The sequence below is a fragment of the Micromonospora sp. NPDC047521 genome, assembly GCF_055587305.1.
This window is the reverse complement of record NZ_JBVJGN010000010.1, coordinates 170,031-192,364: the sequence shown is the minus strand read 5'-3', so window position 1 is coordinate 192,364 and position 22,334 is coordinate 170,031. Positions and strand designations below refer to the sequence as shown.

Here is a 22,334-nt window from a genome sequence, read left to right as displayed (position 1 = left end):
GACTTCTGTGGCCGCCGGGAGTCCACCAGAATGACCCCATGGCGAAGCTGCTCTACTCGGCGACCGCGTCGCTCGACGGCTACATCGCAGGCCCCGGCGGGGACATGTCCTGGCTGACCGAACACCTCACGATCGACAACCCGACCGCCGACCGCGTCCTGGCCAACGTCGGCGCGATCCTCGCCGGCAACCGCACCTTCGGCGGCGACGACCCCAACCGGGGCACCGACAGTGAAGGCGCCTTCGGCGGCCGGTACCACGGCCCGGTGGTCGTCCTGACCCACCAACCGCCGGCCCGACCGCCCGCCGACGTCACCTTCGCCGGCGACCTGCACACCGCCGTCGAACAGGCCAAGCAGGCCGCCGGCGACAAGTACGTGAACGTGCTCGGCGCGGACGTCGCCAAGCAGTGCCTCCGTGCCGGCCTGCTCGACGAGATCCTCATCTTCTTCGCGCCGGTGCTGCTCGGCGACGGGGTGCGCATCTTCGACGACCCGGGCGGCGAGCAGGTGCGGCTCGCGCCGATCCCCGGCGAGACCGCGCACTGGTACCGGGTCGTGGCCTGACGGCCGGTCGCTACCGGTAGTTGGTGAACTGGAGGGCGACCCCGAAGTCCTCACCCTTGAGCAGGGCGATGACAGCCTGGAGGTCGTCCCGCTTCTTGCCTGTGACGCGCAGCTGGTCGCCCTGGATCTGCGCCTGGACACCCTTGGGGCCCTCGTCGCGGATCTTCTTGCTGATCGCCTTGGCCTTGTCCGTCTCGATGCCCTGGATCACCTTGCAGTCAATCTTGAACACCTTGCCGGACGGACGCGCCTCGCCCGCGTCCAACGACTTCAACGAGATGTTCCGCTTGACCAACTTCTCCTTGAACACGTCAAGCGCGGCGCGCACCCGCTCCTCGGTCTCCGCCTGAAGGCCTATCGCCTCCTCACCCGACCAGGAGATCTCCGCGCCCGTGCCACGGAAGTCGAACCGCGTCGAGAGCTCCTTCTCCGCCTGACGGAGGGCGTTGTCGACCTCCTGGCGGTCAACCTTGCTCACGATGTCGAACGACGGGTTCGCTGCCATGCTGATACTCCTGCTGTCCGGCGGTCTGGGCCTGCTGCCGGCCGCCGACCAGCGGCACGACCCCCTGACCGTACCCGGTTGCACCGGCACCGGGGGGAGCCGCTATCCTTGCTTCCGCCGCCGCGTTACGACGCGGTGGGGTGCCCTGGCGGGTTGCCCGAGCGGCCAATGGGAGCGGACTGTAAATCCGTCGCGAAAGCTACAGAGGTTCGAATCCTCTACCCGCCACCAGGTGCAAGAAGAGGCCCCTGACCAGCGCGAACGCCGGTCAGGGGCCTCTTCTGTGAGTCTCACTCAGTCCCGCTCTAGCCCGCTCGATCCCGCTGGCTGTGTCGCATGCGTGTCGCCGGCCGATCGTGCTTGCCGCCATCGGACATGATGACCGCGTGGCGTGGGAATGGTTGGCTCCAGCGGGGACGGCATTCGGTGCTGCTGTCGGAGCACTAGCCGTGGTCGTCAGCGGTCGGGTGGCTTCACGGGCAGAGGTGCGTGGGCAAGAAGTCCAGCTAGAACTTCTCAGGCTTCAGGTGGCGACCGAGGATCGCCGCGCTCTGTTAGCCGCGAAGCAGGCTCTGTATGCCAAGTTCTTGACGGAGATTGAGGGCCTGCAGTTGGCGGCGCTCGACCTCCAAGACGTTCAGACTGAGTCGATCGAAGATCGGCGGGAGGCCCACAAGAGGTTCGATGAGATCCAGAACCGCCTGCTGGGGCTTCAGAGTGAGGTGCTGGTCCTGGCCGGCGCTGAGTTGTATTCGACGACGACCCGGACGATGACGGCGATCGTCAAGTTTGCGGCGGGCAGTGTGCCCGGCACATCAGATGCCAGGGCGGATCTGATTAGCGCCCTCCACGAAGACATCACCAGCCATCAGGAGTCAAAGACCACCTAGTCTTACTCGAATGCGCTCAACGTGGTGAGAGCAGCCTCGATGCGGCGCTTGGCCGCTTCTTCCTGGCCATAAACGCATTTCGCGTAGACCCGCATGAGGACGTGGACGCTGTGCCCGGCCCATTCGGCAACCTGGGTAGCCGGTACGCCGGCGTTGAGCCATAGCGACACGGCGGCGTGCCGCAGGTCGTATGGCCGGCGGGCCAGCGGCGAGCGCTGTTGAGCCGGCGTGAGCACCTTGGCTCGCGCGTCGCGCCACGCCTTCCCATAGGTGTTGTTCGGGATGGGCTGGCCAGCGGTGGGCACGTACCGACCACCGGGGCCGCGCCGGGTGACGAACAGCTTCCCGTTTGATCCGGCCGGGTACTCCTTGACATGGTGGTCGAGCAGCCGCACGAGCGGCGGCGGCACCGGCACATCCCGTGTGGCGGCCTTCGCTCGGTGCTTCAACCCCCGGTCCTCGGCCGTGTCGTCTCCGTCGCCCCAGTCCCGACCCACGGCCACCGTCGAGCCGGTCAGGTGCAGTACGCCCCACCCGTCAGGCTCGGCGGGCCGCTCGTACTCGTCTTCGCGCAGGTGAAGCACCTCTTCGGGGCGTAGTGCGGCGTAGTACATGCATCCGAAGAACGCTTCCAACTCGGGCACCGTGCGGCCGACCTCGGCGAGCAGTGCCCGCGCCTGATCGGGGTTCACCACCGCGCCCCGGTCGACCTCATCGGCCGTCTTCGGGGCGGTCCAGCTCACCAGGGTCATTGGGTGGGTGTCGAGTAGGCGCAGCTCAACGGCGTACTTGAGAGCGCCGGAGAAGACTGCCCGCTTGCGAGCGATCGTGCTTGCCGAGGCGGGGGCACCATCCATCCGCAGGGCGAGTGTGTCGAGCGCCTTCCGCACCAAGGCAGGGTCGGCGAGCGCCGTCAGATCGACGGTGTTTGCCTTGAGCCAGCGCACGGCGGCGGACAGGTGAGCGGGTGGGTCGCCAGCGTCGCGGCGAGCCTTGTTGAACACCCACCCGTAGAGCGCGGCCCGTAGCGCCTTGTCGCTGGGCACGCCCCGGTCCGTCGTCAGCAGTGCCGGTGTAACGGTGGCCAGCGTCTCGGCGATGCCCTTGCGATGCTTTGCCGACGCGCGGGGCCACTTCATGTCGACGTAGGCCACCGCGTGCTCGTACCACGAACGGGCGTTGAGCGCGCGGGCCATGGGCTCGGGCAGGCCGCTGGCCTTGTCGAACGCGACGCCTTCCCGCTGAGACACCACCAGCTTTGACCGGTAGCTCTCGGCTAGGGCGCGGGTCGCGAAGGTCTTCCGGAACGGCTCGCCCGCCACCTTCCAGCGGACCACGTAGGAGTAGCCCTTGCTGAGTTGGTTCTTGAGGATGCCGTGTACGCGTACTTCGTAAGTGCTGCTCATGCTGCCTCTTCGTGGTCGTTGAGCCAGTTATCTAGGTCGCGGCGGCGGACGTACAGGCTGCCGTTCGGGTACTTGATCGTTCGGGGTGCGCGGCCGGTGGCCTTCCAGCGGAAGAAGGTCGACCGGGGTACGCGGAGTTCGTCCAGGACTTCGGCGAGGGTGAGCAGGTTGCCGGTAGGGGTGCGGCGCGCGGTCATGGGCGGGGCCTCCCTCGTGCGGGGTGCAGGTGGAGCGCTGGAACAAGCCGCTGCGTTGCGGCGGGCGGCGTTGCGGCTGTTTCGGCGGGGTGTTTTGCGGGCTGATTGGCGCGGTGAGCGCCTTCCGGTCGGCGTCGGTCGTCTGTGGAGGGTCGGGGTGGCGGTGCGGCAGAACGGCGTAGGGCGGCCCGCTGAGAGCGCCGTGGAGGCAAGATCCGGGCATGGTTGGTGTAAGGCATAGGGCCGAACCGTCTGTGTGGCTCTGAGCGGGCCGTTTCCGGTGCCGATCGACGGGGGGTGGCGCGGATGCGGGCCGGGAGGGGGCCGGGAAGCGTTGACACGTTGACAATCGGCCGAACCGGAAGCGTTTCCGCAGGTGAGAGGCGGTGTCGGGGTGTCAACACCCTCCGTTGACAGGCGTTGACACCCGTTGACACCGGGTCGGCCGGTGGCGGGTTGTCAACGCCTGTCAACGGCTGTCAACGCCCCCCGTTGACACCCTCGCGGGTGCTCTGAGCTGGGGAAACGTCGGCGTCGGGGGCGATTGTCAACGTGTCAACGCCTTCGGGCACCTCGGCCACGGCGCGCGGGTGCAGCTCGTACCGCCCGTCCGGCCCGTTGCGCACCCACCCGAGCGCGGCCAGCTCGGCGAGCACCGCCGACACCTCGTCGGACTTCGGCAGCCGGCGCGACACGCGGCGGTGTAGCTCTCGGCGGGTGAAGGTGGTCATGCCCTTGGTGGTGAGCACCCCGAGCACGTACCGGGTGTTCTCCATCGCCGCATCACTGCCGATGGTGGTGAGCGCGGCCCGGTAGTGCGCGGCGAAAAACTCGGCCAGCCTCACCGCGTCGGCCATCCGGTCGGCGTCGATCGGGCGTCGCCACGCGTCGGCGGGGTGGTGGGCGACGTGCAGCAACCCGGCCAGCCGCAGCGTTGCCCCGGAGAGCTTGTTGCCCCACTCCCGCATGTCGTGCAGCGTCCCGCCGGGCCGTAGCTGCGCCTCCACCTCCTGAGCAGCCGCCAGCCGCACCCGCCCCGCTTCCGGGGTGAGGGTGACCACGGCGGGGTCTTCCCACTCGGCGAGGGTCGCGGCCAGGTCGTGCACCCGGTGCCGGTAGCCGGCCGTCACCGCCTCGGGCACCGGCTCCGTGTCGACCAGCCGATACCCGGCCAGCGAGCGGGGCAGCGCGAACAAGAACCGGGCAGGCAGGCCGCGCCCGGCGAGGTCGGCGTTCCCGCCGAACTTGCGCAGCACGGTCGGCTGCGCCATGACGCACACGGTCAGCGCGGGTTTGTCGACCGAGGCACCCTCGCGGGTCTGCCGTTCGTTGCTCATCGGCTGCCCCGCGTGGCCTTTCAGGTAGGGGTCAAGGTTCGGGGCACCGGAGTACCGACCAGCGAGGGTGTCAAAGATCCCGCCCTCATCCGAGATGATCGCCATCCGTCCGCCGTTGGCAGCCATCAACCCGATCAGGGCTTCCGGAGTGGCGTCATCCACGATCAGGCGGGGCAGGCCGGGAACGGTGATCGCCTCGGCCGCGATCGCAGCGGCTACCGCCTCGGCGGCGGCCTCGTCCCGCTTGCCCGGGTCGCTGGCCTTTGCGGCCTGAGCCTTGGCTTGCTCGGCCTGCCGGTCGGCGATATCCCGCAACGCGGCAGCCTCGGCGATCCGCGGTCGCATCGCCTCACCCAACGTCGACTGAGCGGCGAACAGCGGCGCGGTCATCGCCCGGTGAACAGGCGACTTCCGCTCGCCGGGGCCGGCGATGACGGCGGCGAACACGTTCACTGGCTCGCGCCACCCGCCGACCGGCTCCACCTCCAGGCGGCCACCCGCACATGCGGAGAGCACGGCCACGGCGAGGGTGCCGGCCATCGCCGGATCGGTCTGGGTGAACCGGGCGACGCCGGTCACCATGTCGCCCAACCAGCGCGGGAACACGTCGACCGGGAACGGCGGCGGCGCGGTGCTCGGCCCGGTCAAGGGCACTGGAACATCCCACAGCGGGCCACCCGGGGCCGGCGCGTCGGTGGTGTCGGGGTGGTCGGTGACGAGGTGGAGGCGGGCGGCGTTCATGCGGCCACCTGCCGGGGTCGCTTGCTGCCGGCGGCCAGCCCGGATCGGATGGTGCGTGCCGTCTCGACGTGGCCCAGCCCGGCCTGTGCTGCGGCTTGTTCCAGCACGCTTTCGGCGTCCTCGGCGGTGAGCGACCCACCGGCGGTGAGTTGCCCGAGTGCCACGGCCGCGATGTAGAGCGCGCGGTTGCGTTCCCCTGCCGGTGCGGTGGTTACCCGGTCGGCTTCCCGGGTGATCGCGGCCCGGACGTACGCGCGGTTGCGGTCGGTCGGCAGGGACACCACCACCGGCCGCTGCGGCGGAAGCGGCGCCGGAATCAACCGGTCGGCCAGCCACCGGGGCAGTGGGGCGGGGTCGGTGTCCAGGTCGACCCGGTAGGGCCGTCCGTTGACCGTCGACCCGGCGGCGACTACGTAGCCGCCATGCGCGCGGGTGTCGACCAGCGGGCCGAGCGTGCCGGCCGTGTTGCGCAACTCTGGTCCGTCGTCGGGGTGGCGGTAGTAGAGGTGGGTGCCGCCCCGCCCGGTGGTCACCGTGTAGGTCGGTTCGATGACGGTTCCGTGTGCGGCGGCCAGGTCGGCGAGGGTGTCCAGTCCGGTAGGGCCGGTGGTGCCGTCCTTGGGCCGGTCGAGGTCGACCACGACCAGCCGCGACGGGCCGCAGGCCAACCCGATGCCGTAGGGGCGGGCAGACCACGCGCGGCGGATGCGGTCGGGGTCGCAGGTGGCGCGGGGCTCCCATCCGAGGTGGTGCCCGGCGGCGCGGCAGCGCGGGTCGCGGCCGGTGCAGTCGTCGCCAGCGTGGTCGGGGAAGGCGGGTCGCTTGTCGTCGGGGCGTAGCGGGAAGACGTGCCAGCCGCGTGCGGCGTGCGCGAGCGCGGCGGTGAGCAGCGGGTTGTCGGGCATGGTGCGGGTCCTCTCCGGTGGTGCGGGTGAGGTGGTGAGGCGAGCGGGTTGCGGCCGGCCGTGTAGGCGTTCGTGTCGGCCTTGGGCGCAGGCGGCGCAGTCGCGGCGGCGTAGCAGGACGGGCCGGCCGCTGCTCGCGTTGTCGGCGGCGAGTAGCCGGTTGCAGATGTGCGGGTACGCCTCGGCGTCGGTCACCGGCCGGCCGAGCACCGTGCTTGCGGCCAGCCACCGGGCGGCCACCGGGTTACCGCCTCGGTCGGGGCCGGGTGGTGATCGCGGCCCGGGTCACCGCGTGCCGCAGGTCGCCGAGTAGCCCGACCAACTGTCGGCGGGCGGCCACCTCGGTCGGGGCGAGCGCGACCCTGACGCGGACCTCGGCGTGTTCGCGGCCGGCGGCGGTGCGCACCCGCACGAGGACGGCGCGGGAGCGGCCGGCGACGTCGATCACGATTTCTTCCGAGCGGTGTTCACCGAGGTTGCAGCGGTGGTCCATCCCGCACCACTCGGTGTGGCCGGCGGCGCGGCGGTTCATCGGGGCGTGCCTTTGTCGTGTAGCTCGCGCAGGTAGTTGATGGCGACACGGCCGACACGTAGGTGCTCCCCGTTGCCGTCGCAGCGGCGGCAGGTACGCCCGACGCGCAGGATCAGGGTGCGGCGTCGGCCGATGCCGTGGCAGCGGCGGCAGCGCCGAAACGGCCGGATCATGCACGCCGTGAGGTAACCGAGCGTGACGATGAGAAGAATCAGGATGATCATGCCGGCAGCGGTGCCGGTGGTGGTTGCGGTCGCGGCGTGGGTGGGCACGGTGGGGCCTCCCGAGGCTGTTTTCGGGCTTAGAGCGGGGTGGGGGCGACCCGCGACCGGCCAATGTCTGTCCTGACCAGGCCGGTCGCGGGTCGAGTCGCGCGAACGCGACCGGTCGCGGGCGGGCCGCGACCTGTTAGGCGGCCTTGCGGCGGGTGATCGCGGCGTCGATGTCGTCGGCCTTGGCTCCCTTGAGGGCCTTGCCGGAGCGCTTGACGTCTACGCTGCGTACACCGAACGAGCGGACCTGAGCGGAGATCGATTCGGCGGTCACGTCCGCGTACGCCTCGGGCAGTCGGGCGGCGAGGCGGGCCGCGATCTCTTCCCACTGCGCGCCCGTCTCGCCGCGCTCGATCACGCTGCGAACGTCGGCGAGCACATCGCGGATCTCGCGGGTGACGTCCTCCCCGGCCGCCATCCCGGACAGCGTGCCGGCCGCCTCGCGCAGCTTCCGCGCGGCGATCAGGATCTTCTCCGCGTCGTCGGCATCCGCGAGGTACGTCCGAACGGTCGGGGTGGCGTCCGACGCGCCGCGCAGGATGCCAACGCCCTTGTAGGACGGCAGCAGCGTGGACGAGTCGTAGCCCTCGGAGTTCGCCCCCGCCCCCAACACCAGATCCGAGACGTTCCACGAACCGGTACGCAGCGAGAACCGCACCTGGTGGTTGTCGCGGAAGCTGATGAACTGCGTAGCCACCTGACCACCGCCAACCCCGGAGGGTCGCTGCGTGGCGTCAACAAACATCACCCCGGCGGCCGGGGCGACCTTCACCAGGTAGACCAGCAGCGACGCGATCTCCTTGCTGATGTCGCCGAGGTCGAAGTACTCCTGGAACTCGTCCAGGAACACCGCTCGCACCGGCATGTTGTACTTCGGATCGCGGGCGATCTCGCGGGTCAGCTTGCCTTCCGGGCAGACGTCGACGGGCAGCCGTGACAGCCGCTCGTAGCGGTCTTGCACGTCGGCCTTGATCTCCCGCAACGCCTCCAGCACGATTTCCGCCGGGTCGCCGTCGCGGGTCATGGCCAGGCCGAACGCGTACCGGTCGGCGACCAGCGCGAACTTGCGCCAGTCGGGCTTACCGCCACCGTCGAGAACGGTCAGCTTCACATACGGGTCCAAAGCGGCGTACAACGCCAGGGAGCGGGCGGCGAACGTCTTGCCCTGCCGAGGTTGCGCGCCGATCAGGACGCTGTTCCACATCAGGTCAACAGCGACCTTGTTGCCGCGCTCGTCCAGCCCGAACGGGGCAGGCTGCCAAATGTCGGTCGGCTTGCACCGCAACAGCGGCGTGCGGCCCGCGCTCTGGGCAAGCGGGTCACGGTCGGCGACCCACAGCGTGTGGCGGCGGTGCGAGGACGGGTCGCGGGTGATGAACACCTGTGACACGGCCACGTCCAACCCCGAGGCGATCGAACCGCGGGCTTTCACCGCGTCGTCGAACGTCTTGCCGTACGGCAGATCGATCGACACCTGAGAGCCGGTGCCAGAGGGGTCACGGGCCATCGTGGAGCCGAACTCCACCCGCTGGTGCGCCTTGTCCGGGTTGCCGAGGCCGGCGGCGTAGTAGGCGCGCAGGATGATGTCCGGGTTGACCCGCCGGAACCGACCCGCCACGGTAGCCGGGGTGATGATCGGCCGGTCATCCGGCCGCCCGACGTGCGCGAGGTAGGCCACGGCCAGGCCGGCACCTGCGGTCAGCGCCCACCACGGCGCGGTCGCCCACGCGATCGGCACGGCCACCGCCAGCGTCACCGCCTCGGCCAGCAGCACGACGCCCCGCCATGCCCGGGTGGCCTTCACCTCCCGGTGCAGCTTGTGCCACATCACCGGGTCGTTCGCGTCGGCGGCGGCCTGCCGTAGCCCGGTCTGCTCGGCGACCCACCACCACCGCAGTTGCCGCCCGGTCAGCCGGAACGCCCCGACCGTGGCCCAGAACGCGGCCTGGGTGGCGTACCACGGCGAGCGGACCGCGTGGAAGCCGGCGCGGTAGCCGGCCAACTCGGCGGCCTGCCGCACGCTGTGCTTGATGTTCTGCCACCCCGACCACCCCGCCGGGATGATCGGCCGCCGCCCATTTGGGGCGGTAGCCGGCGGGTCGACCAGCATCCCGCCGCGCTGCGGCGTCTCGTCGAGAGGCAGATCGAAGTGGGTGGCATCGGCGGCGGGGCGCGGCCGAGGTGCCCGCCGGGCGCGGGCGTCGTCCAGGTCGACCACCTCGGCATCCGGGCCGGTGGCGGTCGGATTGGTCAGGTCGTTCTCGGCGGCCTGCCAGTCGAAACGGTCGTCATCTCGGGGGGACGTCATGATGGGTGTTCCTCCAACGGTCGGGAGATCGGAAAGAGGGGGCCGGCGGCACGGCGCAGGTTGGGAAGCCAGGGGCCGTGCCGCCGGGCGGAACTAGTCGTGCGTGCGAACCAGGTGCGCCAGAGCCGCCCCCATGCCGAGCACCGCGACGGGCAGGCAGGCAACGGCGGTGGTGATCCACCAGGGGGCCGAGGTGACCCCGGCGGCCTCCAACAGGTGGTAGGCGACCTGGCCGAGTGCGCCGATGGCGAGGGAACCGAGGGCGGACCACTTGGCGAACCGGCGTGCCCGCTCGGGCACCCGCCCGGACAGCCACACGTAGAGCGCGTACGCGCCGTACGTCTCCACCCCGATCGGGAGCGTGATCGCCGAGTTGATGGAGAAGCTGTCCCAGATACCCGGGAGCGGGTGCACGATGCCGAACCCGGTGAGTCCGCCCAACCCGACCCACCCGGACCAGATCGCGACGAACGCCGGCAGCGCCAGCAGCACCACCGGCCACACCACCGCCGACCGGGCCGGCGCGGGCGGTGCGGGCGTGTCCGGGTGACTGACCGGCGTGACCTCGGCGACCGGCTCGGTGCGCGTGATCTCCGGTGAGGGGGTCGGGTCCGGCACGACCGGCGGCGCGGCCTCGGGTACGACCGGGGTCGGCAGCGGGTCCGGGGCGACACCGGCGAGCACGTCGCGGGCCGTCTCTCGCAGGTAGTCGGATGCGGTCGGGTCGGCCGCTACCCGGCGGGCCGCGTCGGCGACATCGGCGTCAGTTGCGCCGCCGGTCCCACCGCGAACCAGGTTGTAGGTGGTGGTGTCGCGGGCGGCGATCTCGCGGGCCTTCTCTTCGACCAGCCGGGTCCGCAGCTCGGTCGCCTTGGGTGCGCCGATGCGGTACTCGGTCATGAGCCTGTTGCGCGAGGGAACCTCGCCCAACTCCTTGGTGAGCGTGCGGGCGGCGGGTAGCAGCTCGTCGACGGGCTGCGGGTACTTGGTGCCGTTGATGGCGGGGGCGGTCATGCTGCGTCCTCCTGGGGGAAGGCGCACGCGAGGCATTCGCCCAGCGAGCGCGGGATGAAGTACGGCCGCACCGTGTGGCAGGTGCGGCAGGTCCGGCGGGCCGTGAGCGCCTTGCCGATCGCGGCGCGCTGCGCGGGGGTCGCGGTGCGCTTTGGCGCGGCCAGGTCGACCCGGTACAGGTAGGCGGCGCGGGTGCCGCCGACCCCTTGCCAGAGCACCTGAGCGGCGACGGGTTGGCCGCCGGGGCGTAGGCCGGCGGCGGTCAGTTGGCGGCGGGTGGCGTAGCCGGGCGGGGCACCTTTCCACCAGTAGGTGGGGATGCCGTGCCGCGTGCCGTCCGGGTCGTGGAAGGCGGCGCGGATGCGGGCCATCAGGCCGCGCGGTGCGGGTCGGTCCGGGTAGCGGTGTCGGCAGCGGCGCGGGTGACCCGCGCCTCGGCCCGGCGCAACCGCCGCCAGTCCAGCTCGGTCGGGCCGCCGTGGTCCTCGGCGTACAGCAGCGTGATTTCGGCGTCCAGCAGGTCCAGCTCGGCCGCGATCAGCGGCCACTCCGCGTCGATCGCGTCCAGGTTGGCGGTGGTCGGTTCGGCGGTGACGGGGGCGAGGTGCGTGCGCACGGGGGAACCTCCGGTGAGTCGATGAAGTGGGAAAAGCCCGGGGGTGCGACCAGATCGGCCGCACCCCGGGGCGAACAGAAAGCGATAGGCAGAAGTCCATGCCGCGCGCCAGATCCGGCCCGCTCGCCCCGCTCGCCCGGGAAGACACCGGGGTCGGCCACCGTGTGGCTCAAGGCGGGGATGCCGCAGACGAATCCACGCGGCGCTCCTGCTATTCGGTTCTCAACGAACTAGCGCGCAGAGGCTCGTGGGCGCGCAGCTCCGTGAGGGGCTGCCTTCCCCGGCTGCCTGCCGGCTGGCGTAGCTAATTTCAGCGCTAAAATTAGCGCTGAAGTTGTGCGGTGTCAACGAGGTGAGGGGACTAGGATCAGCGGATCAAGCAGTCAGACAGGGAGGCATCGGGTGGAGGATTGGCAGGCTGTGGCCAGCGCAATCAACGGCCGGATGGCCGACTTGCCGCTGTCGCAACAGGAGTTGGCCGAGCGGTCCAAGGTGTCGGTTGCCACCCTGCGTGAGCTGCAAAAGGCGACCGCGACCCGGAAGCGGTCGGCGCGCACGCTCGCCGCGATCTCGCAGGCTCTCGGCTGGCCGGACGACTACCTCCGTGCCGTGCTGACCGGGGCCACACCGCCGGACGGCGGCGGGGGAGTGGGACGGGCGGACAGTTCGTCGCTGGTACTCGCACGGCTGGACCAGCTGCACGCCGAGGTACGGCGGCTCGCGGATGCCGTAGAGCGGATGGGTGTCGATGTCGGTCATGGTGATAAGGACACCAGTTCCGAACGCGCATCCGAACGCCGTTCACCAGCCGGGTAAACGCCGTCCACTAGGCATCGACTAGGCGCGATTGCGCGTCGGCGGATGCCTACGCCAGCGAAGGAGGGTCGTTGTGCCTGCTCACGCCAGGGATGCCACCCCGAACCTCGCCCTGTACAACCTCCGCGACGCTGCGGGCGAGACTCAGCAGGACGTGGCGGATGGGTTGAACCGCCTGGGGGTGGCGCGTGGGAAGAGGCTGGCTCTGACCGCCAATCAGGTCAGCAGGTGGGAGCGAGGGATCACGTATCCGTCCGCGCTCTACCGGCAGCTTCTTGCCGAGCACTTCGGCGTATCTGTGCAGGACCTTGGACTCACCAGGCAGCGCGTCACGCCTAGGCAGCGCGACAGTCCCCAGAACGATTCCGGAGGTTTCGCGATCTACCAAGATCCGGTGTCTCACCCGCAGGCCGAGGACAGCCAGGAAGAGTGGCGAGCGGTCCGGCGGAAGCTGAACGCTCACCGTGTGCAGCTTGCACGTGAGGCCGCACGCCTTTATGACGTAGAGCAGCGTGTAGGTGACAGCGGCTTGATTGCGGCACCGCAATGGTTGCCGTCGACCCCGATCGAGCTGGCACGGTTCGGAATTGGGCTTGCGCCGGAGGGAATCGCGCCCCTCGTCACCGGGACCGAGGACGCGGCGGCCGGCGTACGGCCGTTGGCGTCGGACGGGCGGCGGCACCAGCGCTACAGCCTCGCCCTGCGGGATGTTGAACAGCCGCGGCTCTTTGAGAACCGGCTCGCGTGGCACCTCGCGGGAGTCGACTGGAGCCAGCCCGACCATGCGCTCACCTTCACCACCGGCACGTACTTCGGCGGTGTCGATGTGTCGGAAGCGCTCGCCCACGAAATGGCCATGTACCACGTAGCCGGCGATGGAAGCGGCATCCTGCCGGCATCCTGGCGACACCTGAGCTTCCGACGGCTCGTGGGCGACCCGTTCACGCCCAGCCGTCGACCGACAGCGCCGTCGACCGACACGCTCACCCTGCGGGTAGACGACGACGGAGCGTCCTTCGTGCTGCACAACCGCGCTGCCGGCAACGTGGCCGTAGCCGGGGGAATGCTGCACATCATGCCGGCGGGAGTGTTCCAGCCGTCAAGCGTCCTGCCTGCCGCTCAGGTGGCTGACTTCGACCTGTGGCGCAACATGATGCGGGAGTACAGCGAGGAATTCCTCGGCAGTGCCGAGCACGGCGGCGACGGCGAACCGGCGGACTACAGCGCGGAACCGCTGGCGGCGTTCGACCGGGCGTACGCGTCCGGCGGGGTGCGGGTGTTTTGCCTCGGCGTCGCGCTCGATGCACTCACCCTGTGGGGCGAGATCTTGACTGTCGCCGTGTACGACGGTCCCACCTATGACCACCTGTTCGCCGAGATGGTCGACTCCAACGCTGAGGGAACCGTGGTCAAGACCGGGCGGGTACGGCCAACCTCGGCGCTGCCGTTCACCCGGCACACCATCGACGAACTGACCGCCAGCGGGCGGCTGGCACCGGCGGCGGCCGGATGCCTTGAACTCGCGTGGGAACACCGACGCACGATCCTGGGGAGAAGCTGACGTGCACGTACTGGTAACTGGTGGCCTGGGATTCCTCGGCCGCGCCGTAGCCCGCGACCTGCTCGCCGCCGGGCACCGAGTCACGGTCATGACCCGGGGCCGCGGTGACCGAACCGCACCGTCCGGCGTCGAGCTGGTAACGGGGGACATCCGAGACCGTGCGCGGGTCGCCGAGATCGTCCAGGAGGGCAGGTACGACGGAGTGGTGCACCTTGCGGCGTTGACCAGCGGGCGGGACTCGTTCGCCGACCCGCTGGGTTACTTCGACGTCAACGCGACCGGCACCCTGAACCTACTCATGGCCCTAGACGCAGCCCGGAGCACCACCGCGCCGGCCTCTCTGGTCTTCGCCTCCACCAACATCGTCTACGGGTCACAGCACCACGGCGCACTGTCCGAAGACCTCGAACCGCACCCCGAAAGCCCGTACGCGGCCTCGAAAGTCGCGGCTGAGCACATGGTCGCGGCGTACGCGGCGACCGGAGCAATCGGCGCGGTCATCCTCCGGCCCTTCAACATCGCTGGGGCCGTCGACGGCGTCACCGACACCGACCGCGCACGGATCATCCCAAACGTCTTCCGCGCGATCACCGGAGAACTTGACCACGTAACCCTCAACGGCGACGGGGCGGCGGTGCGGGACTTCGTGCACGTGGCCGACGTTGCTGCCGCAGTCCGGCTCGCCCTGGCAGCCTGCAAGCCAGGTGCCAGCCAGACCATCAACCTTGGCTCAGGCATCGGAACGAGCATGGCAACCGTGGTAGCCACCGCAGAACAGGTCACCGGGCATTCGGTGACCGTCCTCCGTCAACCGTCTAGGCCCGAACCGCCGAAGCTGATCGCCGACATCAGCCGCGCCCACACCCTTTTAGGCTGGACTCCAGCAGCTTCCAAGCTGAGCGAAATTCTTGCGGATGCATGGGAGGCGTGGTCGCGTGGTGTGTCAACCGAGCACGGGTGAAGGGCTGGACCTCTTATCAGGCGGTGCAGCGATCAGGTCAAATGCGGTGAAGGTGCGGGTCTGCTCGTGAGAGACTCGCTTTCATCGGCAACTTTCGGCGTCGCTAGGATTGGAGGGGAGCATCATGAGTATGGCCGGTGATGAACTCTCTGAACTTGCAGCCGTGCCAAATACTAGGATTATTCGTGTTCCTGTTAGTAATGCCTGCCTGAACTTCGTAGCGAACGCGGACGACGTAAGGGACTTCTATGCACTCCATCAGGAAGCAAAAAAGGTAGGGGTTAAAGCGATCTACGAGAAGCTGCACGTCGCTAATAAGGCAGTCCTGGTGCTCGTCGCCGCCCTTTGGGAGGCTTACTGCGAGGATGTCGCGGAGGAAGGGCTTCGCCTCCTGGTGCAGCACGCTCCTACCTGGGAAGCTCTTCCGAGGCCGCTCCTCAAGGCGGTCGCCAAGGAATTGCGCCGGTTGGATGAAGAATTCGCGCCTTGGACCCTTGCCGGGGAGGGGTGGCGGCAGTATTTGTTGGACCGGTTGTACTTGCTCGGACAGAAGCGGAACTACTCGTTCGCGACGCCCAAGGCGAAGAACGTGGACACGTTGTTCTTGGAGTCCGTTGGGATTATCCGAATCTCGGACGCCTGGACACTTCCGCTTGGTGTTGAATGGGCGCGCAATGAGCTGGATTCATTCATTGACAGAAGGAACGTCATTGCGCATCGATATGAACCTGGAAACACTGTTGCCAAACGGCATGTCAAACAGTTCTACAACCTGGTGTCTGGTTTGGTTGCTCGGACGGACGCGGCGGTCGGCAGAGTGATTGGGGAGGTGACAGGCGCGAACCGGTGGTCCGCTACGTCGGTTCCGTCGCCACGCCCTGCGACCGGGGCCGCTAGCTCGCTCGACCAGTAGCGCCAGGCAAGTGGTTGGTTTGGAGGCCCCGACCGGGGGCAACGCGAGTTGACTCCCTCCTACAAGATGCATGTTGTGGATGGGTTTCAACTCGCTGCCGCTCTTGTCGGTCATCTGGCCTGGCCAGTCTCAGTACTGGTCATAGTTCTGATGCTGCGCAAGCCGATCATGAAGCGCATGGAGCAACTTCGCTCGGTTAGCGCGGGGAGCTTCGCGGCAGAGTTCGGAGAAGCCGAGCGCCAGGTAGATCGTGCCATTGAGGCCGAGGCAACTAGGGCAGTGACGGATGAGGAGGCGGGCGGGCCGGAAGCACCCAGTAGCGCCGAGACTGACCGGCTAGAGGCTGGCTTCAAGGAGATCGCGCTTCGGGCAGGCGAGAACCCGTCGTACTCGGTGGTGGCATCGTGGTCGCTGCTAGGCGAGATCATGGCGAGCATTGCGGCCAACCTCCTTCCGGCGAACCTTCGCAGGTCATTCGGTAGCGGATCCTCGTACTTGCCCGTTATCAGGGCTTTGCATGAGCAGGGCGTTATTTCGGACGAGACAGCCAGCGCTCTCGACTCGCTTCGGAGGCTTCGGAACGAGGTCGCTCACGGCACGACCGAGCCAGAGCCCGGCGCTGCTGTTGCCTACGTCCGTTCGGCGAACGACCTAGCGGAAGTGATCCAGTCGGGCGCGGACATGGTTTGGCGGCGTCGGCAACACGAGGAGTAGGCGGGAGGCCCTGACGTAGACGGGCGGCCTGTGTCGCATCTGTGTCACCGTCCCAGGGTTAAAAGACGTTCCTGCTGGTCAGAGACTTGCGCTTGGCGCTCTGTAAATCCGTCGCGAAAGCTACAGAGGTTCGAATCCTCTACCCGCCACCAGGTGCAGACACGGCCCTTGACCAGCAGAGATGCTGATCGGGGGCCGTTGTTGTTTGTCTGGCTGGGTCCGGCTGCGCGCGCTGCTTTCCCTCGCTGCCCAGGTCGCAGAAGCCGAACCCTCCGTCTGGGCTGGATCGTCGCGGCGGTACCGTCGCTGGCCTTCCTCGCCCTGGTGAAGGTCGTCCTGTCCAGCGAACCCGCTCCTCCGCCGGCATCGGAGCCCCGATCAGCCGCAGGGCGATTGGTGCGGCGAGCCGCAGCCTGTCGAACCCGCGCCGCCGGCTCCGGCTGATGCCGCCGGCATCAGCCGCGTACTACCTCCGGTCGGCGTCGTTCAGCCCAGCCGACCCCAGGTCGTCGGGATCATCCGATGACGGCCACCCTCGCCGCCGGCCGGCGGCTACCGGAACTCGTGCACGACCTCGATCAGGCCGACGATGTGAGTGTTGAACTCGTCCAGTTCCTCGGCCGGCACCCACAGCTCCAGAATGGTCTTTCCGCCGGCCTGGCGGACCGGGTAACGGCTCAGGAACTCCGACTCCACTCGGAAGCGAGTCACGTAGCCGACGCCGGAAGCGGGCACGTTCCAGTCCCGGGCGATCATCACCGCGTAGTCCTCGTTCAGGACCGGGTAGAAGATCGGCTGATCCGGAAGACGCGGCGGCCACACCCGCCATCCGGACTCGCGGACAAGATCCAGCTCTTTCGGCCCGGTTGGGCGCCACAGCACCGTCGTACCGTCATCGCTGCTCATGTTGACCTCGCCGTTCGGATTCTTGGTGAGCCCGGACAGTACCGGCGGGCCGGCACCCGGGACCACCGCATTCAACTCGCGGTGGGGGTGGGCCGATGACGGCTCGGACCCTGCCCGGTCTCGAACCCGCTCCGACCCCGGTTGCTCCTCGGCTGGGGTCGCGGGCGGCCCGCATGGCGCTGCCCCGCTCGATCGACGTGCTCAAGGACATCGCCATCGAGTACGGCGTCTGCGTCCGCCCGCTCGCCATGCGCCGCACCGACCTCGACACCGGCCTGACCGAGGTCATCGACCTGCCCTGCGGGGCGACCCGTGAGGACAAGTGCCCGCCGTGCGCCAAGAAGAACCGCCGGCTACGGCAGGCCCAGATCCGTGAGGGCTGGCACCGCGACGACGAGCCGCTACCCGCCCCGGAACCCGCGACCGAGGCGCAGAAGTCACTGATCCTGTTCCGCGCACACCTGGAGTTCTCCCGCGACGAGGCGGTGAGGGCGGCCCAGTGGGACCAGGTGACCGACCTCGACGAGGCGATCCGCGAGGTAGAGGAAGCCATCGCCGCCGAGGGCCTGCGCGGGCGCGTCGGACCACCTCACGCCAGCGACGACGAGGACCAGGACGACGAGTCCGGCCCACGGCGCAAGCGCTCCACCAAGCGGCGCCAGGACGTTGTCTGGGGGATTGCCATCCTGCTGGCGGTCGTCGCGGTGATCCGCGGGTTCCTCTACTACTGATCTGCATGTTCTGCGCGTAGGCAGATGGTGAGCGGCCAGCACCTCCAACCGTGCGGCGGGCTGAGAAGGAGCAAGTCAGCACACCTGACGCGGCCAAGATCATGGATGCCCTGTAATTTCGTCGCGAAAGCTACAGAGGTTCGAATCCTCTACCCTCCACCAGGCGTGAGAGCGGCCCCCGACCAGCAGAGATGCTGGTCGGGGGCCGTTGGCGTTCGTCTGGCCGAATCCGGCTGAGTCCCGCGTCGACGACTGGTTCTGGCCAGGTCGATCTTGCCGCTCAGGGCTCCTCTGGTTCAACCCTGGTCTCTGCCGGCGCCGCTGTCGCCGACCAGCCTGCGAGCTTCGGCGATGACCTCCGCGTCGAGATCCTCGGGCTTGTCGCCGGCCTGTGCGCGCACTTCCTGGGCGGCATCGACGTACTCGTAGGCGCTCTCGAGGTTGATGAGTTCGCCTGCCAGGGGAGTCCCGGCATAGGTGATGAACCGGGAGACCCAGGACGTGAGTTCACGCGGTGTGATCGTCTTGGCGAGCAGTCGTCGCGCCATGATGCGGAGGACTTCTTCTTCGGCCTTTCGGCTCTCTTCCCCGTAGTAGGTAAGGGAGAGTTCCGCGAACGCATCAGCCAGCCAGCGGTGCAGCTCGTCATCCTCGCTTCCCCTCACCGGGGAGACGCCGGCCAGAATCCGAAGGGCCGGACTGTCGACGCCTGCTACCAGGCAGTCGCAGGCGGCCCTGACCACGTCAGCTGCGGTGGCGGAGCCGATGCTCCAGAAGGCGGCGGTGTCGTGAAGGTTGGCAAGAGCCTCTTCGCTGGTCATCGACACATGATCGGTCGGCAAGCTGGTGATGTCGTGGAGTTATTGGGCGCCGGAACGGCGGCAGGGGCGGATCCATGCGCGTGAGCGAATGGTGGGCCGTGGACCGGCAAGCCCTGGCCTTTTGGATCGAGGACTGGCATGTCGGCGAGCCGTACGAGGAGGAGCTGCGAGGGCTCACGGGTAAGAAGTCCCACCTCGTCGTCGACCTCGTTCCGCAGGGCGACGCCGAGGTTCAGGGCTACCGCACTCTTCGTGGCGGTGGACCCAGTGACGGGTGACGTGGACATGCTTCGGTGACGAGGGCACGCGGGCGAGGTTGACGGCGGCGGCCACCTCGTCGCCAGGTGTCGGAAATCTTCGCCCCCGAGGTACGGGCGCGCGTCCCGGCTGCCGTGCAGGTCATGGGTCTGAGGGCTGTCGCGACGTGGTACGACTGTCGCCGTACCCATCGATGGGTATTGGCCTCGTCGGATCGTTCTGATAGAACGGTGGGTGCCCTTCGTACGGCTTCTCCGACAGTCGAATGGGCGACCGGGGGTGTTTCCGGCTCTTTGGCGAGGAAGGTCGGAGTGATCACCTGGCGAATCGCCCGCGGGGCGTGACGGATGGGCAGGCATCACCACACCAGGCAACACGGCCTGACGATCGGTCGGACTTGCCGTCGTCCAGGGGGAGCCAGCACGCGGAGGCTTTGTTGGCCTCTTCGCGTGTGGCACCATCATGGAACCTCCACCCCTCGCCGTGCCTCTTGTGACAGGAGCCCCACAGATGCCCACTCAGAAGTTGGGTCGGCTGCTTGGTTCGACCCTGATGCTGCTCTCCCTGTTCGTTGGTGTCGGAGCAATCACCGGGGTGCCGGACAGCGGCACCGTTCGCACTCTTGAGTTCGAGTGGAACTGACGTATCCCACGGTTCCTGTTAGCTGACCGTCATCGTCTCTGCGGTGTCGGCGGTGTCGGCGGTAGCCGTCCGTCGGCACCGCAGGTGACTCGTCGTGACGGCAAGGGAGCAGGATGAGCAGCCGCGCGACAGGCTCGCGACGTCGCACAGACCTGGCCTGGTTCATAACCGGGCCGCTCGCGTTCATCGCGGTTTTCGGTTGCCTGCTGATCGCCCTGGTTGACCCGGAGCCCTACGGCGACTGGGGTCCGGCCGGGCTGCTGCTCGTCGCGCTGATCGCCGCTCATCTCCCGGTGTTGAGCTTCGTCGTACGGCGCCAGACCCTCTCGGCGACGGTCACCGAGATCCCGCTGGTCCTGGCGCTCTACTACCTGCCGCCGCTGACAGTCGTCCTGGTGGCCACGTTGGCGGCCCTGATCACGCAGGTGCGGCGCCGACTGGGTGTCGCCAAGTTCGCGTTCAATGTCGCGCGCTCCGCCGCCGCCACCTCGCTGGGCGGTCTGGTGCTGCTGGCGCTTCCGCCGGTCCGGGGCGTCGGGCCGGGCACCTGGGGCATTCTCTTCGCGGCGGTCAGCACGATCACTCTGGTGACGCTGGCCGCGGTGGTAGCTGTGATCACCCTCCTCCAGGGTTCGCAGGCCGGGCTGGAGGTCGTCCGCACCTCGACCGTGCCGTTGCTGGCCGCCGGGGTCAACGCCACCGTCGGGTTGATCATCGTGATCGCGGTGAGCACCACCCGCTGGTCACTGCTCCTGCTGGCCGCGCTCGCGGTCACGGTGGCCGTTGTCTACCGCGCGTACGCCCAGTTCCTGCGCCAGCACCGCACGCTCGCCGACATCTACGACCTGACCCGCGCGATGAGTCAGAGCGGGCAGGACGGCACGTTGCCGGACGCCCTGCTCGGCCGGGTGCGCGCGCTGATGCAGGCCGAGTACGCGACTCTGTGGCTACCCGCCCAGGGCCGACACCCCGAGGTGTTGCTCACCGCCCGGGTCGACGGCCGAGGGCTGCTCGACTTCTCCGAGATCCCGGCGGCGCTGCGCGAGTCCGTGGTGGCCCAGCGGAAGCCGGTCGCCCTGGGTGTCCGCTTCGGTGAGGACCGGGAACGCTCCGCGCTGTTGCGGGCGGCGGGTGCCAAGGACGCGATAGTGGTGCCGCTCTGGTCGGGGCAGGCGGTGATCGGGACGCTCGAGGTGGTCAACCGGCTCAGCGACGTCGGCCATTTCACCCCGGCCGACATTCCCGTCTTCGAGACAGTGGCCGCCCATGCCGGCGTGGCGCTGGAGAATTCCCGACTGGTCGACCGGCTGCGACACGACGCGTACCACGACGCCCTGACCAAGCTGCCCAACCGGCGGCGGATCACCGCGGCGCTCGAGGAGTCGGTCAAGATCCGTACCGACGGGGAAGTGGTGGCTCTGCTGCTCTTCGACGTCGACGGGCTGCGGCAGGTCAACGAGTCCCTCGGCCACGCGGCGGGGGACAAGGTCCTCGTCGAGGTCGCCAACCGGCTGCGGGCCAGCGCGCCGTCGTCGGCTCTGGTGGGCCGGGCCAGCGGCGACGAGTTCCTGGTGACGCTGCGGTTGGAGAGCGCCGACGCCGCGCTGGAGCTGGCCGGTCAGTTGCGCGACCAGATCCGCGACGAGATGGTCTTCGACGCCCTCACCCTCGATGTGAACACCGCAGTCGGGGTGGCCGTACACCCGGATCACGGCAGCGATGCGGCGACCCTGCTGCTCCGGGTGGACCTGGCGGCCACGGCGGCCAAGACGGTGCCGGGCAGCGTGCAGTTGTTCAACCCGGGCCTGGAGTCGCGGTCGCTGCGCCGGTTGGGTCTCGCCGGCGACCTGCGCCAGGCGTTGGACCAGGGCGAGCTGGAGGTCTACTTCCAGCCCAAGGTGACGTTGCGGGACCGCCGGCTGGTCGGGGTGGAGTGCCTGGCCCGCTGGGAGCATCCGACGCATGGCACTGTCGCTCCGGAGGACTTCGTCGCGGTGGCCGAGCACACCGGCCAGCTGAGCAGGCTCACCGAGGTGGTGCTCCGCGAGGGGCTGCGACGCAGCCGCGACTGGGCCGACGCCAACCAGCCGCTGCCCATCGCGGTCAACCTCGCCGCCCGTTCGCTCACCGACCAGCACTTCCCGGACCGGGTACGGGAGCTGCTGGCCGAGTACGGCGTGCCGGCGCAGCGCCTCACCCTGGAGATCACCGAGTCGGGGGTGCTGGACGGCACGGACCGGCCCATCCCGACCCTGCAACGGTTGCGCGATCTCGGCGTACGGCTGTCGGTGGACGACTTCGGCACCGGGGACTCGTCCCTGGCCCACCTGCGCCGGCTGCCGGTGCACGAGGTGAAGGTGGACCGCTCGTTCGTGCAGGGCATGGCGACGGATCCGGGGGACCTGGCGATCGTCAACGCGGTGGTGACGCTCTCCCAGCAGTTCGGTCTGGCCGTGGTCGCCGAGGGCGTGGAGAGCGAGCTGACCCTGGAGCTTCTTCAGGACATCGGCTGCGAGATCGGGCAGGGATTCCTGTTCAGTAGGCCGCTGCCGTACGAGCGGCTGGCCGCCTGGTTCGGCGCTCAGGTGGACCCGGAAACGACAGCCGCCGGGGAGCTTCCGCGCCTGCGTGTCGTGCCCTGAGCTGGGCGTAGACGATCACCGGGGATCCGATTTCACCTGCTGACCCGGGCCGTGTATTCTAACTTCTGCGCGCCCCACGG

Annotated in this window: 23 protein-coding genes, 1 tRNA gene and 1 pseudogene; 12 read left to right on the top strand and 13 right to left on the bottom strand. The window is 68.9% G+C overall.

The genetic code is table 11. The features are described 5' to 3' along the window. Nucleotides 1-38 precede the first annotated feature (38 nt). Complete coding sequence (locus tag ACZ6N8_RS22325; RefSeq protein WP_466012371.1) at nucleotides 39-566, top strand: dihydrofolate reductase family protein; 528 nt, start codon at nucleotides 39-41, stop codon at nucleotides 564-566. A gap of 10 nt (nucleotides 567-576) precedes the next feature. Here ACZ6N8_RS22325 and ACZ6N8_RS22320 read toward each other — a convergent pair whose 3' ends face one another. Continuing rightward, nucleotides 577-1,071: a YajQ family cyclic di-GMP-binding protein gene (locus ACZ6N8_RS22320; RefSeq protein WP_139587980.1), complete on the bottom strand. Its 495-nt coding sequence runs from the start codon at nucleotides 1,069-1,071 to the stop codon at nucleotides 577-579. Between the two features lie 147 nt (nucleotides 1,072-1,218). Here ACZ6N8_RS22320 and ACZ6N8_RS22315 point away from each other — a divergent pair. Both ACZ6N8_RS22315 and ACZ6N8_RS22310 read left to right on the top strand, forming a co-directional pair. After that, a tRNA-Tyr gene (locus ACZ6N8_RS22315) sits at nucleotides 1,219-1,302 on the top strand. A 155-nt stretch (nucleotides 1,303-1,457) separates the two neighbouring features. Then, the gene (locus ACZ6N8_RS22310) at nucleotides 1,458-1,961 is read left to right on the top strand and encodes a hypothetical protein (RefSeq protein ID WP_466012370.1); all 504 of its coding nucleotides are present in this window, start codon (nucleotides 1,458-1,460) and stop codon (nucleotides 1,959-1,961) included. 2 nt (nucleotides 1,962-1,963) lie between these two features. Here the strand turns inward: ACZ6N8_RS22310 and ACZ6N8_RS22305 are convergent, their stop codons facing one another. The 10 genes from ACZ6N8_RS22305 to ACZ6N8_RS22260 form a co-directional block, all read right to left on the bottom strand. Further along, nucleotides 1,964-3,367 (bottom strand): tyrosine-type recombinase/integrase, encoded by a 1,404-nt coding sequence (locus ACZ6N8_RS22305; RefSeq protein WP_466012368.1) that lies wholly within the window; start codon nucleotides 3,365-3,367, stop codon nucleotides 1,964-1,966. Next, nucleotides 3,364-3,564 (bottom strand): helix-turn-helix transcriptional regulator, encoded by a 201-nt coding sequence (locus ACZ6N8_RS22300; RefSeq protein WP_203174352.1) that lies wholly within the window; start codon nucleotides 3,562-3,564, stop codon nucleotides 3,364-3,366. The genes ACZ6N8_RS22305 and ACZ6N8_RS22300 overlap by 4 nt, the downstream gene beginning before the upstream one ends. Before the next feature lie 479 nt (nucleotides 3,565-4,043). Beyond that, complete coding sequence (locus tag ACZ6N8_RS22295) at nucleotides 4,044-5,642, bottom strand: YfjI family protein (RefSeq protein WP_466012366.1); 1,599 nt, start codon at nucleotides 5,640-5,642, stop codon at nucleotides 4,044-4,046. After that, a complete protein-coding gene (locus tag ACZ6N8_RS22290; protein ID WP_466012364.1) occupies nucleotides 5,639-6,787 on the bottom strand; it encodes a bifunctional DNA primase/polymerase in 1,149 nt (382 codons plus the stop codon). The genes ACZ6N8_RS22295 and ACZ6N8_RS22290 overlap by 4 nt, the downstream gene beginning before the upstream one ends. Nucleotides 6,788-6,791: 4 nt before the next feature. After that, nucleotides 6,792-7,079, bottom strand: a complete 288-nt coding sequence (locus ACZ6N8_RS22285) for a hypothetical protein (protein ID WP_466012362.1) — start codon at nucleotides 7,077-7,079, stop codon at nucleotides 6,792-6,794. Next, a complete protein-coding gene (locus ACZ6N8_RS22280; protein ID WP_466012361.1) occupies nucleotides 7,076-7,351 on the bottom strand; it encodes a hypothetical protein in 276 nt (91 codons plus the stop codon). The genes ACZ6N8_RS22285 and ACZ6N8_RS22280 overlap by 4 nt, the downstream gene beginning before the upstream one ends. A 136-nt stretch (nucleotides 7,352-7,487) precedes the next feature. Further along, nucleotides 7,488-9,659, bottom strand: a complete 2,172-nt coding sequence (locus tag ACZ6N8_RS22275; protein WP_466012359.1) for a cell division protein FtsK — start codon at nucleotides 9,657-9,659, stop codon at nucleotides 7,488-7,490. A gap of 93 nt (nucleotides 9,660-9,752) precedes the next feature. Next, nucleotides 9,753-10,673, bottom strand: coding sequence for an ABC transporter permease (locus ACZ6N8_RS22270; RefSeq protein ID WP_466012357.1), 921 nt, complete (start codon nucleotides 10,671-10,673; stop codon nucleotides 9,753-9,755). After that, nucleotides 10,670-11,044, bottom strand: coding sequence for an RRQRL motif-containing zinc-binding protein (locus tag ACZ6N8_RS22265; RefSeq protein WP_466012355.1), 375 nt, complete (start codon nucleotides 11,042-11,044; stop codon nucleotides 10,670-10,672). Before ACZ6N8_RS22265 ends, ACZ6N8_RS22270 begins: the two co-directional genes overlap by 4 nt. After that, on the bottom strand, nucleotides 11,044-11,289 hold the full coding sequence (locus ACZ6N8_RS22260; RefSeq protein ID WP_466012353.1) for a DUF6284 family protein: 246 nt from the start codon (nucleotides 11,287-11,289) through the stop codon (nucleotides 11,044-11,046). Before ACZ6N8_RS22260 ends, ACZ6N8_RS22265 begins: the two co-directional genes overlap by 1 nt. A 402-nt stretch (nucleotides 11,290-11,691) precedes the next feature. On the opposite strand from ACZ6N8_RS22260, the gene ACZ6N8_RS22255 reads away from it, so the two are divergent. The 5 genes from ACZ6N8_RS22255 to ACZ6N8_RS22235 all read left to right on the top strand — a co-directional run bounded on the left by ACZ6N8_RS22255 (nucleotide 11,692) and on the right by ACZ6N8_RS22235 (nucleotide 16,254). Continuing rightward, nucleotides 11,692-12,105 carry a hypothetical protein gene (locus ACZ6N8_RS22255; RefSeq protein ID WP_452304418.1) on the top strand — a complete coding sequence of 138 codons (414 nt, stop codon included), beginning with the start codon at nucleotides 11,692-11,694 and terminating at the stop codon, nucleotides 12,103-12,105. A gap of 73 nt (nucleotides 12,106-12,178) precedes the next feature. Beyond that, nucleotides 12,179-13,666, top strand: coding sequence for a helix-turn-helix transcriptional regulator (locus ACZ6N8_RS22250; RefSeq protein WP_466012351.1), 1,488 nt, complete (start codon nucleotides 12,179-12,181; stop codon nucleotides 13,664-13,666). Nucleotide 13,667: 1 nt separating this feature from the next. Further along, a complete protein-coding gene (locus ACZ6N8_RS22245; RefSeq protein WP_466012350.1) occupies nucleotides 13,668-14,627 on the top strand; it encodes an NAD-dependent epimerase/dehydratase family protein in 960 nt (319 codons plus the stop codon). Nucleotides 14,628-14,751: 124 nt separating this feature from the next. After that, nucleotides 14,752-15,540 (top strand): HEPN domain-containing protein, encoded by a 789-nt coding sequence (locus ACZ6N8_RS22240; RefSeq protein WP_466012348.1) that lies wholly within the window; start codon nucleotides 14,752-14,754, stop codon nucleotides 15,538-15,540. A gap of 177 nt (nucleotides 15,541-15,717) precedes the next feature. Beyond that, nucleotides 15,718-16,254, top strand: coding sequence for a hypothetical protein (locus ACZ6N8_RS22235; RefSeq protein WP_466012347.1), 537 nt, complete (start codon nucleotides 15,718-15,720; stop codon nucleotides 16,252-16,254). A gap of 552 nt (nucleotides 16,255-16,806) precedes the next feature. Here ACZ6N8_RS22235 and ACZ6N8_RS22230 read toward each other — a convergent pair. Next, nucleotides 16,807-17,160 carry a hypothetical protein gene (locus ACZ6N8_RS22230; RefSeq protein ID WP_466012467.1) on the bottom strand — a complete coding sequence of 118 codons (354 nt, stop codon included), beginning with the start codon at nucleotides 17,158-17,160 and terminating at the stop codon, nucleotides 16,807-16,809. Between the two features lie 95 nt (nucleotides 17,161-17,255). Between ACZ6N8_RS22230 and ACZ6N8_RS22225 the strand changes: the two are divergent. Next, nucleotides 17,256-17,825 (top strand): annotated as a pseudogene (locus ACZ6N8_RS22225) (replication initiator); the annotation flags it as partial. A 362-nt stretch (nucleotides 17,826-18,187) separates the two neighbouring features. Here ACZ6N8_RS22225 and ACZ6N8_RS22220 read toward each other — a convergent pair. After that, complete coding sequence (locus tag ACZ6N8_RS22220; RefSeq protein WP_466012345.1) at nucleotides 18,188-18,712, bottom strand: hypothetical protein; 525 nt, start codon at nucleotides 18,710-18,712, stop codon at nucleotides 18,188-18,190. 80 nt (nucleotides 18,713-18,792) lie between these two features. Here ACZ6N8_RS22220 and ACZ6N8_RS22215 point away from each other — a divergent pair, with 80 nt between their 5' ends. The 3 genes from ACZ6N8_RS22215 (at nucleotide 18,793) to ACZ6N8_RS22205 (ending at nucleotide 22,254) form a co-directional block, all read left to right on the top strand. Next, a complete protein-coding gene (locus tag ACZ6N8_RS22215) occupies nucleotides 18,793-18,990 on the top strand; it encodes a hypothetical protein (protein ID WP_466012343.1) in 198 nt (65 codons plus the stop codon). 490 nt (nucleotides 18,991-19,480) lie between these two features. Then, on the top strand, nucleotides 19,481-19,612 hold the full coding sequence (locus ACZ6N8_RS22210; RefSeq protein WP_357993684.1) for a hypothetical protein: 132 nt from the start codon (nucleotides 19,481-19,483) through the stop codon (nucleotides 19,610-19,612). Nucleotides 19,613-19,725: 113 nt separating this feature from the next. Next, complete coding sequence (locus ACZ6N8_RS22205) at nucleotides 19,726-22,254, top strand: putative bifunctional diguanylate cyclase/phosphodiesterase (protein WP_466012342.1); 2,529 nt, start codon at nucleotides 19,726-19,728, stop codon at nucleotides 22,252-22,254. Nucleotides 22,255-22,334 lie beyond the last annotated feature (80 nt).

Coding starts and splice junctions, on each gene's coding strand:
- ACZ6N8_RS22270 (WP_466012357.1), bottom strand. CDS start 10,673: ATGACCGCCCCCGCCATCAACGGCACCAAGTACCCGCAGCCCGTCGAC.
- ACZ6N8_RS22235 (WP_466012347.1), top strand. CDS start 15,718: ATGGAGCAACTTCGCTCGGTTAGCGCGGGGAGCTTCGCGGCAGAGTTC.
- ACZ6N8_RS22230 (WP_466012467.1), bottom strand. CDS start 17,160: ATGAGCAGCGATGACGGTACGACGGTGCTGTGGCGCCCAACCGGGCCG.
- ACZ6N8_RS22295 (WP_466012366.1), bottom strand. CDS start 5,642: ATGAACGCCGCCCGCCTCCACCTCGTCACCGACCACCCCGACACCACC.
- ACZ6N8_RS22240 (WP_466012348.1), top strand. CDS start 14,752: ATGAGTATGGCCGGTGATGAACTCTCTGAACTTGCAGCCGTGCCAAAT.
- ACZ6N8_RS22325 (WP_466012371.1), top strand. CDS start 39: ATGGCGAAGCTGCTCTACTCGGCGACCGCGTCGCTCGACGGCTACATC.
- ACZ6N8_RS22220 (WP_466012345.1), bottom strand. CDS start 18,712: ATGACCAGCGAAGAGGCTCTTGCCAACCTTCACGACACCGCCGCCTTC.
- ACZ6N8_RS22205 (WP_466012342.1), top strand. CDS start 19,726: ATGAGCAGCCGCGCGACAGGCTCGCGACGTCGCACAGACCTGGCCTGG.
- ACZ6N8_RS22320 (WP_139587980.1), bottom strand. CDS start 1,071: ATGGCAGCGAACCCGTCGTTCGACATCGTGAGCAAGGTTGACCGCCAG.
- ACZ6N8_RS22275 (WP_466012359.1), bottom strand. CDS start 9,659: ATGACGTCCCCCCGAGATGACGACCGTTTCGACTGGCAGGCCGCCGAG.
- ACZ6N8_RS22265 (WP_466012355.1), bottom strand. CDS start 11,044: ATGGCCCGCATCCGCGCCGCCTTCCACGACCCGGACGGCACGCGGCAC.
- ACZ6N8_RS22305 (WP_466012368.1), bottom strand. CDS start 3,367: ATGAGCAGCACTTACGAAGTACGCGTACACGGCATCCTCAAGAACCAA.
- ACZ6N8_RS22285 (WP_466012362.1), bottom strand. CDS start 7,079: ATGAACCGCCGCGCCGCCGGCCACACCGAGTGGTGCGGGATGGACCAC.
- ACZ6N8_RS22300 (WP_203174352.1), bottom strand. CDS start 3,564: ATGACCGCGCGCCGCACCCCTACCGGCAACCTGCTCACCCTCGCCGAA.
- ACZ6N8_RS22210 (WP_357993684.1), top strand. CDS start 19,481: ATGCCCACTCAGAAGTTGGGTCGGCTGCTTGGTTCGACCCTGATGCTG.